Here is an 18,466-nt window from a genome sequence, read left to right as displayed (position 1 = left end):
TGCCTATGTTGGCGTTCCGTCAGAGTCGGAAGGTTTGAGTTGGCGAAGAAAAGCACCCTGCGGGCGGTCACCACCACCGCGCTTGCCGATGCGATCAAGCGCAGCCGAAGCCGCATGGCGACGCCATGGCAGCGTGCGCTCGGCCATCTGGAAGCCGTATTCATCGACCATGCCTGTTTCCGGCTGATCTATTCCAACACCTACCGCATCTCGCCCAACATGTACCGGGCGAGCCAGCCCTCGCCCTCGCACATCGCGGCGGCGGCGCGCAACGGGGTCAAGTCGATCCTGAACCTGCGCGGCTCGCGCGATTGTGCCTCCTACATCCTGGAGGCGGAGGCCTGCCGCGCCCATGGGCTGGAACTGGTCGATTTCCCGGTGAACTCGCGTGACATGCCGAAGAAGGAAACCCTTCTGAAGGCGCGCGAACTGTTCAAGACGATGACCTATCCGGCGCTGATGCACTGCAAGTCGGGCGCCGACCGCGCCGGCTTCATGTCGACGCTGTATCTGTTCGCCCATGAAGGCCAGCCGCTCGAACAGGCGATGAAGCAGCTGTCCTGGAAATACGGCCACTTCAAGCAGGCGAAGACCGGCATCCTCGACTACTTCTTCGAGCTGTACGCCGCCTACAACCAGAAGCGCCCCATCGCTTTCTGGGATTGGGTCGAGCGCGTCTATGATCCGGTGGAAGCCAAGGCGAGCTTCCGGTCGCGCGAATGGGCCGACGCGGTGGTCGACCGGGTGCTGGGCCGCGAATAGAGCGGCCCGTCCCCCAGGCGTACCAAATCCGTTCAGCGGGCGACGTACCAGTCGGCGCGGTGGTTGAAGGCGACGAAGGCGTTCAGCACCGCAGCCCCCAGGATGGACACCAGCAGCGCCGGCCAATCGAGCACGAAGGCCGCGGCCGAGAACACCGCCAGATCGAACAGCGACTGCAGCCAACCGGCGCGGAAGCCGGTCTTCTCCTGCAGGTAGAAGGCAAGGATGCCGACCCCGCCACCGCTGGCCCCATGGCGGAACAGGGCGATGACGCCGATCCCGACGCAGAAGCCCGCCAGCACCGCCGCGACATAGGGGTTGATGGCGCTGAAGCTCATCATCGTCGGCAGCAGGCCGGACAGCAGGGCGATGCCGGTCACCGCGATCAGCGACTTGACCGTAAAGCCGATGCCGATGCGTGCCAGCGCAAGAAAATAGAAGGGAAGATTGACCAGAAAGAACAGAGTTCCGAAATCGATGCCGGTTGCATAAGAAATCACAAAGGCGAGCCCGGCCGCCTGTCCGGTGACCAGGCCGGCGGCATGAAGAATGGCAATCCCGAAGGATGTCATGACAATGCCGAACAGTTGTCCTTGCAAATTATCAAAGACACTGTGTGCCGCCTTCGGGCGTTCGTAAGTGACAGATGCAGGGGATGACGAAATGGTCGAGGCGGAATTGTTCGTCATGCCAGCTACCCCTCGGTGTCGCCTGTGTGTTTACAGGCGACGACCAATATAGGTCATTTCTGCTGACCTATCCATACTTCGCTTCGGTGAAGAGACGAGGTATGCGATTTGCGGGGGGATGGCTGATGCGATGGTCCTTTGGTGCCAGCCCGTCCTCCTCCCAACCTTTTGCCAGGACGGCGTTGGATGGGGAAAGAGGACAGGTGGCCGAGCCGATTGATGAGTGACCGAAATTCACGCCGCCAGCGTCTTTGCCAGCGTGTCGCCATCGACGTTGCGGCCGGACAGAACCGCCACCGTCCGTCCGGTCCGTCCCAGCCGGCCGCCGAGCACCGCGGCGATCCCCGCAGCCCCGGCTCCCTCGGCAACCACGCCGAAAGAACGGTGCAGAGCCCTCATTGCCGCGGCGATCTCCGCCTCCTCGACCTCGACCACCCGGTCGACCAGGGTGTTCACGATTGCCTGGGGCAGCTTGCCGAGCGCATGGACGTTGATGCCGTCGGCCAGCGTCGGACCGCCCCGCCGGGCCAGGCGCACGCCGATCACCCGCACCCACGGGTTCTGCGCCTTCACCGCGGCGGCCACCCCGGCCAGCAGGCCGCCGCCGCCGACCGGAACCACCACCGTGTCGACATCCGGCCGGTCGGCCAGGATCTCCAGTCCGACGGTTCCCTGCCCGGCGATCACGTCGGGATCGTCATAAGGGTGAAGGAAGGTCAGCCGGCGTTCAGCGGCAAGTTCCAGCGCCCTGCCCTTCGCCTCGCCGACCGTGGCGCCGTGCAGCACCACCTCGGCGCCCAGTTCCGCGGTGCGCTCCACCTTGCAGCGCGGGGCCGTCTCGGGCATCACGATGGTGGCCCGCACCCCCAGCCGGGCGGCATGCAGCGCCACCCCCTGGGCATGGTTGCCGGCCGACATCGCCACCACGCCGCCGGCCCGTTCCGGTGCCGTCAGCCGCAGCAGGCGGTTCAGCGCGCCGCGCTCCTTGAAGGCGCCGGTGGCCTGGAACACCTCCGCCTTCAGCCACAGATCCCGGCCCAGCGTCGGCGCATGCAGCAGCGGCGTGCGGACGATCTGGCCGGACAGCCGCTTGGCGGCATCCGTCACCGCCGAAAACGGCAGCCATGCCGGCAGGCGGTCTTCAAGGGATCGGTGGAGGGGAGCGCAGACGGAAAGGGTGCGCGCGGCATCGGCTTGCGCGGTGAACATCGCGAAGATCCTTGGCGAACGAATTTTTGGGTAAGTCGGGCGTGCCCCGGACCGCCTCAGCGGACCGGGAGAATAATTCGCGCCGAGCCACACATTCGCTCGCCGAAACGGACGCCAAAAGACGGCACCGCAGCAGCGGTCAAAGCCTTGGACCTGTCATGAACCGGATTGAGGGTTCCGGGAACCACATGGTGCAGCGACACGCCACACACTCCACACGACCATTAAACACGAAGACGGCAACTCTCCGACGCTTCAGAGCGCCGGGCCGGTAATTCGCATTCGCATGGTGTCGGTGGTGTTCATGGGATCTGGATACCCGTTGTTGCAGCGGCGGTCAAGCCGTCATCGTTCAAATTGTCGCAGGTCGATACCCTGCTTCACATCACCTCGACCCGGTTCCGCCCGAGCGCCTTGGCGCGATAGAGCGCCTGATCGGCCCGCCCAAGCACGCTTTCCACTGTATCTCCCAGCGTCCGCACCTCGGTCAGACCGAAGCTTCCGGTCAGCTGGAAGTTCCGGCCATCCGGCAGCTCGATTGCCAGCGCGGCGAGGCCGCTGCGCAGCCGCTCCGCGATGGCCACACCGTCGGCTTGCGAACTGTCCGGCAGCAGGATGGCGAATTCCTCTCCACCGATGCGGCCGATCTGGTCGGTCGCGCGCATCTGGCCGCGGATCACCTCGACCACCCGGCGAATCGCGATGTCGCCGGCGCCATGGCCCATCTCGTCATTGATGCGCTTGAAATGGTCGATGTCGAGCATGATCAGGCAAGCCATGCCGGCGGCCTGACGCCCTTCCATGACAACATCCCGCCCGGTCAGCAGACGCTCCAGAAGCTCCAGAATATGCCGGCGGTTGTGGGCGCCGCTCAGCGGGTCGGTGGTGGCGAGGCGCTGGAGTTCGCGCTCCATCCGCCGCCGCTCCGTGATGTCGGTGGCGATGGCGATCACGCCCGTCGCGGCACCGTCCGGCGAGGTCAGCGGACGCTTCACCACCAGCAACTCACGCACATCGCCACCCGGCCCGGCAACGCTGGTTTCGAAGGAAAAGGCGCCTGTGCCGAACGAAGCCTGTTCCGGGAGAACTTGGCCAGGAAGCTCCTGATCCTCGGATGACCATTCGGTGCCGTCGGCGGCGTTCGGAAACAGCTCGCGGAAGGCACGGTTGCACAGGGCATAGCGGCCGGCCGAGTCCTTGTACCAGACCGGGCTCGGCATCAGCTCCACCAGATTCTCGATGAAGCGGCGCTGCTCGTCGGCCAGAGCGGTCTGCCGTTCCAGCTCCGCCGTGCGCTCGGCGACGCGATGCTCCAGCGATTGGTTCAGCGTCTCGATGGTGACCAGATCACACCAGCCGCGCACGGCGCTGACCAGGCTGGTGAACAGCTTCTGGGCGGTCAGCTCCGCCTTGCTTTTGTAATCGTTGATGTCATAGGCGACGATGGCATCGCGTTCCGGCGCCTGTCCGGGCTGGCCGGTGCGCAGGATGATGCGGATGTGGCGGTTGCCCAGGTCGCGCCGGATGTGATGGACCAGGCGCAAGCCCGCATCCTGCGTTTCCATCACAACGTCGAGAAGGACCACGGGCAGGTCCGGCCGTTCGGCCAGGATCGTCCGCGCCTCCGCTGCGGAAAAAGCGCTGACGATGGCGAAGCGGCGGCCCTGGAACTCGAAATCGTTCAGCAGCACGCGCGTCATCGCATGCACCTGCTCGTCGTCATCGACCACCAGCACCGGCCAAGGCACGGCCGTCGTCGTCAGCCGCGCCGACACCGTGTCGGCTTCGTCATCCTCGAACATCAGATCATCGGGCGACATGTCACCTGCCGGGAATTGCCCAGTTGAGGGTTGCATAAACCTGTACTCACCGGGCCTCGATGTCGACACCAGAAAAATCCTGATTGAAAATGTTGTTCGTGTAGTTTTTCACCTCCTTGCGGTGGGCAACGACGATGATCGAGTTCGCGATGGGGAACCACGGGACTTCCTGATGGAAGATCTGCTGGGCCTTGCGGTAATGGGCAGTCCTGCGGGGGACATCGCTGGTCACCTTGGCCTTGGTGATCTGCTCTTCGAAATCGGAATTGCACCATCTCGCGATGTTGGCGCCGCCGGGACGCACAGCACCGCAGTTCAGCAGAAAATAGAGGAAGTTGTCCGGATCGCCATTGTCGCCGGTCCAGCCATAGAGCACCATGTCCTGCTCGCCCTGGGTCACCTGCCTGCGATAATTGCCCCAGCTTTCGGTCTTCAGGGTCAGCTTGATCCCAACGCGTTCGAGATTCTCCCGGATCATTTCGGCGGCACGCTTCCCGTTGGGCAGGTAGGGGCGCGTCACCGGCGGGTACCACAGGTCCAGGGTGAAGCCTTCGGGATAGCCCGCCTCGACCAGCAGGCGGCGCGCCTCGACCGGATCGAACGGGTGATCCTCGATGCTGTCATTGTAGGACCACATGCCGGGCGGAATCGGGTTCTTGGCCGGCATCCCGCCATTCTGATAGACCGCATCGACCAGGGTGCGCTTGTCGATCGCCAGCGTGATCGCCCGCCTCACCCGTACATCGTCGAGTGGCGGCTTTTGGGTGTTGAGCGCCATATAGGCGACGTTCCGCCCATCCTGCCGTTCCAGCACCAGATTCGGATCCTTCTCGATGTTCCCCAACTCGGCCGGATTGGGAAAAATCATCACATGGCATTCACCCGACCGCAGCTTGTTCAGGCGAACCGCGATGTTCGGCGTGATCGAGTAGATCAGATTGTCCAGCGGCTGGCGCCCGCGCCAATAGCCGTCGAAGGCCTTGTACCGGATCGCCACGTCCTTCTGGTAGGACACCAGCCGGAACGGTCCCGTTCCGATGGGCATCTCGTCGAATGATGTCTGGCGGCCGGATTTCAGCAGGAAATCCGCATATTCAGCGGATTGGACCGATAGGAACGGCATCGCCAGATCGGCGAGGAAGGGCGCTTCCGAATGGTCCAGAGTGATGCGGATGGTGTGGTCGTCCAACTTCACCACCGATTTCAACAGGGTCGGCAGCCCCATATCCTTGAAGTAATCATAGGTTGCCGGACCGACATTGTGATAGGGATGGTCGGCATGCCACTGCCGCTCGAAGGTAAATAGAACGTCGTCGGCATTCAGCGGCCTGCTCGGGGTGAACAGTTCGTTGGAATGGAAGCTTACATTCCGGCGAAGATGGAATTCATAGATCAGACCGTCGGCCGAGATCGTGTAGGATTCGGCCAGTCCGCTGTCCGTTATTTGCCCATCCGCCCCCATTTCAACCAGATTGTTGAACAGCGGCGTCACCGCATTCACAGTGGTGCCGGAGGTCGAGAACTGCGCATTGAAGCTCTGCGGATTTCCTTCGGTGCAGTAGACGAGAGACTTTTCCGCCAGCGCCGCGCCGGGCATGGTCGCAAGCCCGAAAAGAACAGCCGCCCCCATGGCAAGAGTCCCCGTCAACGTCTGCGGCGGCAAAGGCATTCACTGCTCCTGCGGGGATTGCACTGCGGCGACCAACGTCATGTTATCAGTGGCAAATCGTCGTGGAAAGCGAATGGTGAACCGCACGCCTCTATCGGGAAGACTATCCACCGCGATCTTTCCACCGAGCCGATTGACCACGAGATTATAGACAATGTGCAGGCCGAGACCGGTGCTGCCCGCACCGCGTCGGGTGGTGAAGAAGGGATCGAACACCCGGCCCAGATCGGCGGGGGCAATCCCGCGGCCGTCGTCGGAGTAGACCAGCGTCACCATGTCGGCGCCCTGCGCGGAGGCGGCAATCAGCAGCTGGCCTCTCTGTCCTTCGCGATAGGCGTGGGTGATCGAATTCATCACGAGATTGGTCAGGATCTGTGCCAGAACGCCGGGAAAGCCGTCGATCTCGATGGCTTCGGGACAGTCCACCCGCAGGCTATGGCCCGCCCGGCGCCAGGACGGGCTGAGGCTGGTCGCCAAATCCTCCAGATAAGGCTTGAGCAGAAAAAGCCGCTCCTCGCCGCTGGTCTGGTCGGCGGCGACCTGCTTGAAGCTCTGCACCAGCTCGCAGGCCTGCTGGAGGTTCAGCACCAGCAGCCGGGCGATCTCGTCCGCCGTCTCCTGGAACTCGGCGAAGTCGCTGCGGCGCAGATTGCTCCCGCTCGCCTGCCGCGCCAGGATCGCCAGCCGATCCTCCAGATGGGTGGCTCCCATCAGGGCATTGCCCAGCGGCGTGTTGATCTCGTGCGCCACGCCGGCAACCAAGCCACCCAGCGAAGCCATCTTTTCAGCCTGGATCAGGTCGGCCTGGGTGCGTCGCAGGTCTTCCAGGGCGCGGTCGGCGCGGTCCTTCGCCTGCCGGGCCGCCTGTTCGCGCAGGCCGATCTCGCGGATGAAGAAGGCGGCAGCACGCGCCATCGCACCGAATTCGTCCTGGCGGCGCGTGCCGTCGATCGGGCCGGCCAGCGGGTCCTCGGCCAGCCGGGTCATCTGCTTTTGCAGGCGCAGCACCGGCCGGCTGATCGACCGGGCCACCACCGCCGCGGCGCCGCCGCCCAGCAGCAGGCCGATGGTCGCCCCGATGACCAGGATACGGGTCAGCAGCTCGCCGATGCGCGCGGCTTCGTCCCGGAAGGTCTCGTCCAGCTGCCTTGCGGTTTCCACGAGCGCGCCGGCATCGCGGTCCATGGTGATCAGCAGCTGATTGAGGCGGCGCAGCCCCTCGGCGGTGCGGCGCAGACTGTCCCGCCAGTTGCGGATGGCCGACAGCACCTCGTCCTGCAACAGCGGCGACATGGGAAGGCCGCGCACCGTTTCCAGAAGGGCGCCGGCATCGGCGACGATGCGGTCGGCCTCCTCGGCGTCGCGCACCGCCACCGCGTCGGCGGCCCGACGGCCGAGACGCAGGGCGACGACGGCGACGTTCTGCGTCTCCTGCTCGGTGTCGTTGGCCTGGATCGCGTAGGCTATCAGTTGCACCACCTCGTCCTGGATCGCGGTGTAACCGGTGGCCTTGACCATCAGGATGCGGGCGGTCAGCCCCTCGATGGTGGATGCCGCGTCCGCCCCGGCGCGCTGGGCGGCTTCGAGCGCCTGCTGGGCCGCAGCGGCACGGGCCTGGACCCGGTAAAGCCCGTCCAGCGGCACACGCAAGGACGGCAACATGGAGGACAGGAAGGTTACGTCGGGCTGGCGGTTCAGCGTTCCGGTCAGCACCAGCGCCCGCACCACCGGCAGCGTGCGGATGATCTGCTCGGCCAGCATCCGCTCGCCCAAGGGGCTGCTGATGGCCGGCCGTTCGGCATCGTCTCCCCCCAGGCCCGCTGCCGCCTGCACAGCCGCCTCGAAGCGGCTCAATGCCGCGTCACGTTCGGCCTGGGCCGCACGCAGTTCGGTGACGGCCGCCTGCAACCCGTCCACCGTGGCGGCATAGCGGGCGGCCGATTGCCTCGCCGGATAGCGATCGACCAGCGGGTCGGTCCGATCCAAGGCCGACTGCAACCGGTCGGCGGTTCCAGTCAGCCTGTCGATTGCGATGTGGAAATCGGCCGGGGTCAGGGGGCGGCCGCTGCCGAACAACCCGACTCCGAACCCGAGGGCGGCGACATGCTGGGCCTCCGCCCGCTGCAAATCCAGCATCGCCTCGCGCAGCTCATGGGCGCTGTCGACCACGTCGCGGCTGTCCCGCAGGCGCTGGTCGGCCTCCGTCAGGGACCCGAGGGAATCGACGTTGGCGGCATGCTGGCGTTCGCGGGCACGGTCGGTCAGCGCCATCAGGGTGGAGGCGTGAAGCCCCATGTCGGCCACGGCGGAGTCGTTCGCGGCGGTCACCTGGATGAAGCTGCGCATCTGGTCGACATAGCGCGCCAGCACGGCGGTCGCGCGCTCCACCTCCGCCCGATGGGTGTTGGCGGATCCGGCCTTGTCCAACTGGCGCAACTCGGCCGCCGCCGAGTCCGACATGCTTTCGAAACGGTCAGCGCGGCTGGCACGGTCGGTGGGAGCCACCTGAAGATAGTCGATGCGGGCTGCGGTCGCCGCCAGCACGTCGCGATAGACCGAACCCGCGAGCACCGCCGATTCGTAAACCCGCTCGCTGCGGGCCAGAAGCAGCCCGCCGGCCACCGCGATGACCGCCGCGACCAAGACCGGCACGCCCCCAACGACCGCGATGCGCGAGCGAATCCTCATGCGCGTTCCGCCACGCAATCACGCGCGCCGGCCGCCCGGCAAGAGTGCCGGGAGAGGGGCAGGCTCCCGGACAAGGGTGAATGGCGATCCGCCACGAACGCTCCGCACTCAGCACCTAAAGGGCCTTAGCAGAGCAATGGACCGTGGCAAAGGGATAAAGCCACCGGAAAGAAAGCGATAGGCCGGATGGGGCGAATGGCCGCTCCATCCCGCCCCATCCGACGTCGTTTCCGACTAGGCCCCTTACGACTTGGTTGCGACGCCAAGCTTGGCCTGCACCGCAGCCAGCCCATCCTTGCCATCAATGGTGGTAACGCCCGACAGCCAGCTCTTCAGAATGTCGGGATTCTTCTTCAGCCAAGCCTTCGCGGCGGCGTCCGGCTTCTTGTTGCCGTTCATGATGTCATCCATCACGGCGTTTTCCATCGCCAGCGTGAAGGACAGGTTGGACAGCAGCTTGCCGACATTCGGGCATTCCGCGGCATAGCCCTTGCGGACGTTGGTCGAAACCGTGGCGCCACCGAGGTTGGGGCCGAACCAGTCGTCGCCGCCCTCCAGATAGGTCAGCTCGAAGCTCTTGTTCATCGGGTGCGGCTCCCAGCCCAGGAAGACCACCCAGCCCTTGTTGCGCGTCGCGCGCTTCACCTCGGCCAGCATGCCGGCCTCGCTGGATTCCACCAGCTTGAAGTCCTTCAGCCCGAAGGCGTCGGCCTTCAGCATCTTGTCGATGATCAGATTGCCGTCGTTGCCGGCCTCGATGCCGTAAATCTTGCCGCTCAGCTTGTCCTTGAACTTCGCGATGTCGGCGAAGGTCTTCAGCCCGGCATCGGCGGCGTATTTCGGCACGGCGAGCGTGTATTTGGCGCCTTCCAGATTGACGCGCGTCACCTCGACCGAGCCGTCTTCCAGCACCGGCTTCACGAAGGGCTCCATCGTCGGCATCCAGTTGCCGAGGAAGACGTCCAGCGACTTGGTCTTCAGGCCCGTGTAGACCAGCGGCACCGACGACATGGTGGTGGTCGGCTTGTAGCCCAGCGCGTCGAGCGTGACGGAGGCGAGCGCCGTCGTCGCCGCGATGTCGGTCCAGCCGACGTCGCCGAAGCGCACTGCCTTGCAAGAGGCCGGTTCGGCGGCCAGCGCCCCGCTGGCGCCCAGCGTCACGACCGCGGCGATGCCGGCACCCGCGATACCCTTGGCCAGGGCCATCCATCCGTTCATATCCTCAACTCCTCTTTCTTGTCGTTCGGGCTTGTTGTCCGGGCTTTGCCGTTCCGGTCCATCCGGTCTGCGTCACCGGGTCTGCCGATTTCGCCATCGACGGACCGGCGAAAATGGCGCATTTGTTGCGATACAGGCCAAGGTCCCGGTTGAAACCGTCTTGGCTGAACAGGACAGGAGACCGCCAGCCCCATGCCCAAAGTCGGAATGGAACCGATCCGCCGCCGCCAGTTGATCGACGCCACCATCACCTCGATGGGCGAGCATGGCTTGGCCGACACCACGGTCCAGACGATCAGCCGGGGGGCCGGCGTTTCGCCGGGCATCATCCACCATTATTTCGGCGGCAAGGACGAGCTGCTGTCCGCCACCATGCGCAGCATGTTGCAACAGCTGCGCGACGACGCGACCCAGCGGCTGGCGACCGCCGATTCGCCGCGCGCCCGGCTGGAGGCGATCGTCGACTGCAACTTCGCCCCCGGCCAGTTCGAACCGCGGGTGGTCGCGGCCTGGCTCGGCTTCTGGGCGCAGGCGCCGCATAACCCGGCGCTGGCCCGGCTGCAACGGATCAATGCCCGCCGGCTGCACTCCAACCTGCTGCATGCCCTGCGTCCTCTGCTGCCGCCGGACCGGGCGGAGCGGGTGGCCGTCGGGCTGGCGGCGATGATCGACGGGCTGTGGCTGCGCTTCGCGCTGACCGGCGCCATCGACGGCAGCGCCGCCCGGGCGGTGGCGCTGGGCTACCTCGATTCCGAGCTGAACGCCTGACCTCACCGCCGCCACCAGCGCCGTCCGGCAGCCCCGGCGGCGACCCGGCGGCGGCCGGCACCGCGACCAACCCCCCGGCCAAAGCTCTGCGTGATGCGGTCGAGCACGACGGCCAGCAGAACCACGGCCAAGCCGCTCTGCACACCGAGGCCGATGTCCAAACGCTGGATGCCCTGGAGCACCACGTTCCCCAGCCCCCCGGCGCCGATCATCGAGGCGACGACGATCATCGACAGTGCCATCATCATGGTCTGGTTCACCCCGGCCATGATCGACGGCAGGGCGTTGGGCAGCTGAATCTTGAACAGGAGCTGATGGTCGCGGCAACCGAAGGCGCGCCCGGCCTCGACCAGTTCCGCCGGCACCTGCCGGATGCCGAGCGCCGTCAGGCGAACGGCCGGCGGCATGGCGAAGACCACGGTGGCGATGATGCCGGGCACCCGGCCCAGACCGAAGAACAGCACCGCCGGGATCAGATAGACAAAGGCCGGCATCGTCTGCATCAGGTCCAGCAGCGTCTTGCCCACCCCGTCGGCGATCTTGCTGCGCGCCATCCAGATGCCGAGCGGCACCCCGCCGATCAGGCTGAGCACGGTGGAGGCGAGAACCAGCCCAAGGGTGGACACCGTCGGCTCCCACAGTCCCATCACGAAGATCCCGCCCAGCGACAGCAGGGTGAACAGCGCGAAGGCGCGCCCGACCCGCCAGAGCGCGACCGCCGACAGCATCAGCGCCAGCAGCCAGGGCGGCACCCCCAGCAGCAGCCCGTCCAACGCCTCTCCCAACCCATCCACCGTCGCGGCGATGAGCGTCAGCGCCGGCTGCCCATGGTCGAGGATCGTCGTCACCAGCCATTCGGCGCCGCGGGCGATGCTGCCGCCGATGGTCTCGTTCAGCCACTCGATATCCAGCAGCGCGATGTCAGCCATGCCGCACCTCGCGCCCGGCGGCCTCGCCGCGGTCGAGCGCCGCCAGCAACGCCGCGCGGGAAATCACGCCGATGAGCCGGCCGTCCGGCTCGACGACCGGCAGCGGACAGGGGGCCGCAGCGACCCGGCCGAGCAGGGCATGGATCGGCGTGTCGGCCGCCACCGGCTCCAGCCCGAACAGGGCCGATGCGCCGTCGCCGGCCAGCACGCCGCGGAAATAGCCGGCCGCATCGGTGCGGTAGCGGAACCGTCCAGGCTCCCCCGCGGTCCCGTCGTCGGGCGGCCGGGCGAGGTCGCGGGCGCGCAGCACGCGCGAGGCATCGACGCCGCGGAAGAAGGCGCGGACATAGTCGTCGGCCGGCGCGCGCAGGATTTCCGCCGGGGTGCCGATCTGAGCGATCCGGCCATCCTCCATCACCGCGATGCGGTCGGCGATCCGCATCGCCTCCTCCGCATCGTGGGAAATGAAGACGATGGTGCGGGCATCCTCGCGCTGGAGCCGCAGAAGCTCGTCCTGCATGTCTGTGCGGATCAGCGGGTCGAGTGCCGAGAAAGCCTCGTCCATCAGCATGATCGTCGGATTCTTGGCCAGTGCGCGGGCCAGCCCCACCCGCTGCTGCATGCCGCCGGACAGCTCGTCCGGATAGCGGTCGGCATAGTCCGCCAGACCGACCCGCTCCAAGGCGGCCAGCGCCGCCCGGCGCCGCTCGGCCCGCTTCACCCCGGCCACCTCCAGCCCGAAGGCGGCGTTCTCCAGCGCGGTGCGGTTGGGCAGCAGGGCGAAGGACTGGAAGACCATGCTCATGTCCCGCCGCAGCACCTCGACGAGGTCGGCGTAGGGAAGCGCGGTCAGATCCCTGCCGTCCAGCCGGATTTCCCCCTCCGACGGTTCGATCAGGCGGTTCAGCAGCCGGATGATGGTCGATTTGCCCGACCCGGACAGGCCCATGATGACGAAGATCTCGCCCGCCCGGATGTCGAAGCTGGCCTCGGCCACGCCGACATTGACGTTCAGCCGATGCAGGACCTCCGCCTTGGTCGCCCCGCGGCGCAGCATCTCCAGCGCCGGGCGCGGATCGTCGGCAAAGACCTTGCGCAGGCCGCGTACCGCCAGACGCACCTGTCCAATCGTCGCCGAAGACGAACCGGTGGGCGTGGGCAGAATTGTCGTCATGGGCAAGGCTTCCGGAACGCAACAGACCAGGGTGCAGGCAATCGGGCCGTAGATTGCCCCGAGACGAGGGGCGCGGTCGATAGCTGCGTTCACGAAACCTGCATTTTGATGGTGCTGTTGCGCAATTGGCCGCAGACAGACGCCGATTTTATTTTGATTGATCGTTCAATGAAAAACCTGATGAGAGTTTTGGGTACGGGCGGGGTTGCCCGCCCGTACCTGCCCTGATCCTCCGACCGGGTCCTCAGACGCGCTCGAAGATGGCGGCGATGCCCTGGCCGCCGCCGATGCACATGGTCACCAAGGCATACCGGCCGCCGGTGCGGTGCAGTTCGTGGATCGCCTTCACCGTGATGATGGCGCCGGTCGCACCCACCGGATGGCCGAGCGAGATGCCGGAGCCGTTGGGGTTCACCTTGGCCGGGTCGAAATCCAGCTCACGGATCACCGCGCAGGCTTGGGCCGCGAAAGCCTCGTTGGATTCGATGACGTCGAGGTCGCCCACCGACAGGCCGGTGCGCTCCAGCACCTTGCGGGTCGCCGGGATCGGGCCGATGCCCATATAGTCGGGCTCGACGCCGGCATGGGCATAGCCGACGAGGCGGGCCAGCGGCTTCAGCCCCAGCGCCTCGGCACGGCGGGCATCGGCCAGCACCACCGCGGCGGCGCCGTCATTCAGGCCGGAGGCGTTGCCGGCGGTGACCGACCCGTCCTTCTTGAACACCGGCTTCATCTTCGCCAGCCCTTCCGGGGTGACGTCGCCGCGGACATGCTCGTCGGTGTCGAAGACGATGGTGCCTTTGCGGGACGCAATCTCCACCGGGACGATCTGGTCCTTGAAACGGCCCTCGGCGATGGCGCGGGCGGCGCGGCGCTGGCTTTCCAGCGCCAGGGCGTCCTGTGCCTCGCGGTCGATGCCGTAGCGGGCGGCGACATTCTCCGCCGTCACCCCCATGTGAATCTTCTGCCATGGGTCGTGCAGGATGCCGTTCATGTAATCGACCAGCGCCCCGTCGCCCAGGCGGGTGCCCCAGCGGGCGCTCGGCACGAAATAGGGGCCGCGGCTCATCGACTCCGCACCGGCGCCGATGGCGACGTCGCAGTCGCCGAGCGCGATGGACTGCGCTGCCGAGACGATGGCCTGGAGGCCGGAGCCGCAGAGCCGGTTGACGTTGAAGGCGGGCGTACCGATGGGGATGCCGGCATCGATGGCGGCGACGCGGCTGAGATAGGCGTCGTTGGTCTCGGTCGGGATGACGTTGCCCATCACCAGATGACCGACGGTGTCGGGCGCAGTGCCGGACCGCTCCAGCGCCGCCTTGACCGCCACGGTGGCGAGCCGGGTCAGCGGCACATCCTTGAGGCTGCCGCCGAAGCCGCCGATGGCGGTGCGGGCGGCGCCGACGATGACGATGTCGTTCTGCATGGTTCGGTCCACTTCTCGGACAATAAGGACGCTCAGCGGCCGGTGAAGTCCGGCCTGCGCTTGGCGACGAAGGCGCTGATGCCTTCGATGAAGTCGCTGGTGGCGGCGGTGGCGAGGAAGCGGTCGCGCTCGGCATCCAGCTGCTGGTCCAGCGTCCGGTCGAAGGACTGGCGCATCAGGTGGCGGACGCCGGCATAGGCGACGGTCGGGCCGGCGGCGAGCCGTCCGGCCAGCTTGGCCGTCTCCTCCGCCAAGGATGCCGCCGGCACCACCCGGTTGACCAGCCCGATCCGCAGCGCCTCCGCCGCGTCGATCACATCGGACAGCATCGCCAGTTCCATGGCACGGCGCAGACCGACAAGGCGCGGCAGATGGAAGCTGCCCGACCCGTCCGGCGTGGCGCCGATGCGGGCATAGGCCATGGTGAATTTGGCGTCGTCGGCGGCGATGCAGAGATCGGCGGCGCTGGCGAGGCTCATCCCCGCCCCGGCCACCGGTCCATGGACGGAGGCCAGGACCGGCACGTCCAGCCAGTCGAGAACGCGCAGCGCCTCATGCAGATGGGCGATGATGGCGCCGGCCACCGCCGGTGCGGCGGCAGGATCGTCGTTGAAACGGCCGACATCGCCGCCGGCCATGAAGCCGCGGCCGTTGCCAGCGATCACCAGCACCCGCGTCGGCCCTGACCCGCCCTCCTCCGCCACGCTGCGGCAAGCGTCGAGGAAGGCGGCGGCGGTCGGCTCGTCCAGCGCGTTCAGCACGCCGGGGCGGTTCAGCCGGATCCAGGACACCGCCCCCTCGCGGACGAGTTGGACCGGCGATGGGGTGGCGGGCGCGGTGTCTGACATCCTGGCGTCTCCCGAATCTCTACCTGATGGAAGGTATGTTACCGATCGGTATGACCTGTCAACGGTCCGGTTGACCCAACGGTCACTCATATCTCCGGGCCACAACCCGGGGCCGCATCCCTGCTCCCCGCCCCGGTGGCGGACCAAATCCATGGCTTCGCTGTTGGACCTTGCGACAGGCCGCGTCACCGCACGCCAACAGAGATTTGGAGCATCGCCATGCATCATCGGCCCCCGACCGGCTCTCCGGCCCTGACCCACTGACGGCGGAGGAGGAGTTAAGGCATGCCACCTGTTGTGCGTTCGGTCGCCTCGCTTCTGCTGGGCGTCGCCTTTCTGATGCTGGCGAACGGAGCCATGTCGACCCTGATCGGGCTGAGGCTGTCGGCGACGGAGTCCGGTGCGACGGCGGTCGGCATGATCACCGCAGCCTATTATGCCGGGCTGACGCTGGGATCGCTCTATGCGCATCGGATCATCACCCGTGTCGGCCATATCAGGGCTTTCTCCGCCTTCGCCTCCGTCGTGTCGGTCGCAGCATTGTCGCACGCGCTGTTCGTCGATGCGCCGCTCTGGGCCGTGCTGCGGCTGACGCAGGGATTCTGCATGGCCGGTCTCTACATGTGCATCGAAAGCTGGCTGAACGGCACCGCCACCAACGAAAGCCGCGGGCAGCTGCTGTCGGCCTACATGGTGACGCTCTATGGCTCCTCCGGCGTCGGGCAGCAGTTGCTGCGCCTGGACGACGAGGCGGGCGTGCGGCTGTTCATGATCGTGTCGATCCTGCTGACGCTGGCCCTGGTGCCGGTGGCCCTGACGCGGACCACGCCGCCGCAATTGCCCAACGTCTCCTCCTTCGGCATCGGGCGGCTTTATCGAAGCTCGCCGCTGGGGGTGGCGGGGGTGTTCATCAGCGGGGCGATCACCGGGTCGATCTACGGGCTGGCCCCGGTGTTCGGGGCCTCCTCCAGCTTCGGCGTGTCGGGCACGGCGCTGTTCATGTCGGCGCTGATCCTCGGCGGCATGGCGCTACAATGGCCGCTCGGCCGATTGTCGGACCGTTTCGACCGGCGCAGCGTCATCATCGGCCTGTCGGCCGCCCTGTCGTTGACCAGCCTGGGCATGATCGCCGCCGCCGGGATGGACCAGCCGCTGGCGCTGATGCTGGTGGCGCCGCTGTTCGGCGGGCTGGCCTTCACGCTCTATCCAGTCTGCCTCGCCCACACCAACGATTACGTCCGGCGGGAGGATATGGTGTCGGCCAGCGGCGGCCTGATCCTGGCCAATTCCGTCGGCGCCATCATCGGCCCGCCGGTGGCGTCGGCACTGATGACCGCCAGCGGGCCGGCCGGGCTCTTCAGCTTCGTCACCGGCGGCGCGCTGTGCGCCACTCTCTATGGCCTGTGGCGGACCCGCATGCGCCCGCCCTTGCCCGCCGAGGCGCAGGCCGCCTTCCGCCCGCTGCCGCAGACCACCCCCACCGTGTCTCCCCTCGATCCCATGAGTGCGCTGAGAGCACGCTGAGAGAACACTCGGAAGGCCAATGGTACACTGACGATTTTCGGGAATGCTCCGTTAAGAAGTTCGGGATAGACTGCCGCCCGCTGGAATGCTGACTGGTGGTTGAATGCCGTTTTCGCGTGGGCCCCTTTTGCCGGGGACGTTGAACAGGGACGGGGCTGGGAGCCCGGATGCCGCCCGGACCGAAGCCGACCAGTTCGGGGAGCTGGTCCACGCGGTGGCGCAGGATCGCGACCGCTCGGCTTTCGCTGCGCTGTTCCGATATTTCGCGCCGAAGATCCTGCAATATTGCCTGAGGCTCGGCGCCGACCGCAGCACGGCGGAGGAACTGGTCCAGGACGTGATGCTGACGGTCTGGCTGAAGGCCGCCAGCTTCGATCCGGCCCAGGCGACCGTCGGCACCTGGGTGTTCACCATCGCCCGCAACCGGCGCATCGACCGCCTGCGCAAGGAGATGCGCCCCGCCCCCGACCCGGACGATCCGGCGATGACCCCCGCCTCCCTCGCCACGCCGGAGGAGACCGCCCAGATGGTCCAGAGCAGCCGCCAGCTTCAGGATGCAATCGAAACTCTGGCGGAGAACCAATCCGAGGTGCTGCGCCGTTCGTATTTTCTCGAACAGACACATGAAGAGATCGCCGAAGACACGGAGGTGCCCCTGGGAACGGTCAAGACCCGGCTCCGCCTCGCGCTCGGCCATCTGAAACGCAGCATGAGGGACAAGGCGTGACGGTGCCGTTCCACCATCCGGACGACCAGCTTCTGATCGGCTATGCCAGCGGGCAGGAGCGGGCCGGGAAGTCACTGCTGGTGGCCACCCACCTCGCCTACTGCCCGGACTGCCGCCAGCGCGTCGCGTCTTACGAAGCCTTGTGCGGGAACTGGTTAGAAGAGCTGCCCTGCGCCGGTGACGATGGGCTGGATGCGCTGCTGGACCGCATGGACGGCCTGCTGACCGCCGCGCGGATACAACAGGAGCCGGCCCCCATCGAGCTGCCCGCAGCCGGCCGGACATGCGGACGGCTGGTGCCGGAACCGCTGCGCAGCTGGCTGCCGGACGCCATCGACACGCCGACCGATGACGGGTCCTGGCGGGAGATCTCCAAGGGGGTCTGGCTGTCGGGCTGGGAGCGCACCCTGTCCGGCACGACGAAGTCCGGCACGACGGTCCGCCTGCTCCGTATGGCTTCGGGTGCTCCGGTTCCGGCGCACCGCCACACCGCGGACGAACTGCTGCTGGTCCTGCGCGGCGCCTTCCGCGACGAATATGGCAGCTACGGGCTCGGCGACGTCGCCCACTACGTCGCCGGCACCGACCATTACGCCTTCGGCGCCAGCGAGGAAGACTGCATCTGCCTCTTCCTGCTGGACGGCGATCTGATCTTCCTCGACGAGGACGGGAATCCGCTTTAGCCGACGAGGTCCTGATATTCGGGGTGGCGCTTGATGTAGGCCTCGATGAAGGTGCAGATCGGCAGCACCTTCAGCCCCTGGGCCCGGATGTCGTCGAGCGTGCCCTTCGCCAGTTCAGACCCCACCCCCTGGCCGGTCAGGGCACCCGGCACCTCGGTGTGGGTCAATGCGATCTTGCCGTCGCGCATGTCGTAGGTGACCAGCGCGGTCGAGCCCGCCACCGTCAGCTCATAGCGGCCGAGTTCCTCGTTCTTCCGCACCTTGTCATGCAAGCTCATGATGTCCTTCGCCATAGTTGTTCGGTTTTGCGGCCGGGCCGCGGGATTGCGGAA

Annotated in this window: 16 protein-coding genes; 5 read left to right on the top strand and 11 right to left on the bottom strand. The window is 66.6% G+C overall.

Annotated elements, in window-relative coordinates; genetic code table 11:
* Window positions 1–39 precede the first annotated feature (39 nt).
* Complete coding sequence (locus ACWPN3_RS10680; protein ID WP_109447108.1) at window positions 40–762, top strand: protein tyrosine phosphatase family protein; 723 nt, start codon at window positions 40–42, stop codon at window positions 760–762.
* A gap of 32 nt (window positions 763–794) precedes the next feature.
* Here ACWPN3_RS10680 and ACWPN3_RS10675 read toward each other — a convergent pair whose 3' ends face one another.
* The 6 genes from ACWPN3_RS10675 to ACWPN3_RS10650 form a co-directional block, all read right to left on the bottom strand.
* The gene (locus tag ACWPN3_RS10675; RefSeq protein WP_492242754.1) at window positions 795–1,451 is read right to left on the bottom strand and encodes a YitT family protein; all 657 of its coding nucleotides are present in this window, start codon (window positions 1,449–1,451) and stop codon (window positions 795–797) included.
* Between the two features lie 234 nt (window positions 1,452–1,685).
* Window positions 1,686–2,660, bottom strand: coding sequence for a pyridoxal-phosphate dependent enzyme (locus tag ACWPN3_RS10670; RefSeq protein ID WP_492242753.1), 975 nt, complete (start codon window positions 2,658–2,660; stop codon window positions 1,686–1,688).
* A gap of 380 nt (window positions 2,661–3,040) precedes the next feature.
* Window positions 3,041–4,480 (bottom strand): sensor domain-containing diguanylate cyclase, encoded by a 1,440-nt coding sequence (locus ACWPN3_RS10665; protein WP_492242752.1) that lies wholly within the window; start codon window positions 4,478–4,480, stop codon window positions 3,041–3,043.
* Between the two features lie 46 nt (window positions 4,481–4,526).
* Window positions 4,527–6,149, bottom strand: a complete 1,623-nt coding sequence (locus ACWPN3_RS10660) for an ABC transporter substrate-binding protein (protein WP_492242751.1) — start codon at window positions 6,147–6,149, stop codon at window positions 4,527–4,529.
* The gene (locus ACWPN3_RS10655; RefSeq protein WP_492261348.1) at window positions 6,150–8,837 is read right to left on the bottom strand and encodes a sensor histidine kinase; all 2,688 of its coding nucleotides are present in this window, start codon (window positions 8,835–8,837) and stop codon (window positions 6,150–6,152) included.
* A 243-nt stretch (window positions 8,838–9,080) separates the two neighbouring features.
* Entirely contained in the window at window positions 9,081–10,055 is a 975-nt protein-coding gene (locus ACWPN3_RS10650; protein ID WP_492242749.1) for a choline ABC transporter substrate-binding protein, read from the bottom strand.
* Between the two features lie 192 nt (window positions 10,056–10,247).
* Here ACWPN3_RS10650 and betI point away from each other — a divergent pair, with 192 nt between their 5' ends.
* Window positions 10,248–10,823: a transcriptional regulator BetI gene (gene betI, locus ACWPN3_RS10645; protein ID WP_109447122.1), complete on the top strand. Its 576-nt coding sequence runs from the start codon at window positions 10,248–10,250 to the stop codon at window positions 10,821–10,823.
* A 2-nt stretch (window positions 10,824–10,825) separates the two neighbouring features.
* Here the strand turns inward: betI and ACWPN3_RS10640 are convergent, their stop codons facing one another.
* The 4 genes from ACWPN3_RS10640 to ACWPN3_RS10625 all read right to left on the bottom strand — a co-directional run bounded on the left by ACWPN3_RS10640 (window position 10,826) and on the right by ACWPN3_RS10625 (window position 15,200).
* Window positions 10,826–11,752 (bottom strand): ABC transporter permease, encoded by a 927-nt coding sequence (locus ACWPN3_RS10640; RefSeq protein WP_492242748.1) that lies wholly within the window; start codon window positions 11,750–11,752, stop codon window positions 10,826–10,828.
* A complete protein-coding gene (locus ACWPN3_RS10635) occupies window positions 11,745–12,926 on the bottom strand; it encodes a quaternary amine ABC transporter ATP-binding protein (RefSeq protein WP_109447126.1) in 1,182 nt (393 codons plus the stop codon). The genes ACWPN3_RS10640 and ACWPN3_RS10635 overlap by 8 nt, the downstream gene beginning before the upstream one ends.
* A gap of 244 nt (window positions 12,927–13,170) precedes the next feature.
* A complete protein-coding gene (locus ACWPN3_RS10630) occupies window positions 13,171–14,352 on the bottom strand; it encodes an acetyl-CoA C-acyltransferase family protein (protein ID WP_492242747.1) in 1,182 nt (393 codons plus the stop codon).
* A 32-nt stretch (window positions 14,353–14,384) separates the two neighbouring features.
* The gene (locus tag ACWPN3_RS10625; RefSeq protein WP_109447130.1) at window positions 14,385–15,200 is read right to left on the bottom strand and encodes an enoyl-CoA hydratase/isomerase family protein; all 816 of its coding nucleotides are present in this window, start codon (window positions 15,198–15,200) and stop codon (window positions 14,385–14,387) included.
* Window positions 15,201–15,485: 285 nt separating this feature from the next.
* Between ACWPN3_RS10625 and ACWPN3_RS10620 the strand changes: the two genes are divergently transcribed.
* The 3 genes from ACWPN3_RS10620 (at window position 15,486) to ACWPN3_RS10610 (ending at window position 18,134) form a co-directional block, all read left to right on the top strand.
* The gene (locus ACWPN3_RS10620; RefSeq protein WP_492242746.1) at window positions 15,486–16,724 is read left to right on the top strand and encodes an MFS transporter; all 1,239 of its coding nucleotides are present in this window, start codon (window positions 15,486–15,488) and stop codon (window positions 16,722–16,724) included.
* Between the two features lie 139 nt (window positions 16,725–16,863).
* A complete protein-coding gene (locus ACWPN3_RS10615) occupies window positions 16,864–17,451 on the top strand; it encodes a sigma-70 family RNA polymerase sigma factor (RefSeq protein ID WP_492242745.1) in 588 nt (195 codons plus the stop codon).
* Window positions 17,448–18,134 carry a cupin domain-containing protein gene (locus ACWPN3_RS10610; protein WP_109447136.1) on the top strand — a complete coding sequence of 229 codons (687 nt, stop codon included), beginning with the start codon at window positions 17,448–17,450 and terminating at the stop codon, window positions 18,132–18,134. Before ACWPN3_RS10615 ends, ACWPN3_RS10610 begins: the two co-directional genes overlap by 4 nt.
* Here ACWPN3_RS10610 and ACWPN3_RS10605 read toward each other — a convergent pair.
* Complete coding sequence (locus ACWPN3_RS10605) at window positions 18,131–18,412, bottom strand: GNAT family N-acetyltransferase (protein WP_109452797.1); 282 nt, start codon at window positions 18,410–18,412, stop codon at window positions 18,131–18,133. The two genes, ACWPN3_RS10610 and ACWPN3_RS10605, sit on opposite strands and share 4 nt — an antisense overlap.
* Window positions 18,413–18,466: the final 54 nt, after the last annotated feature.

The organism is Azospirillum sp. UENF 111221 (genome assembly GCF_058780625.1).
The sequence above is the reverse complement of the archived record's forward strand: the minus strand, read 5'-3'. Positions and strand labels throughout refer to the sequence as shown.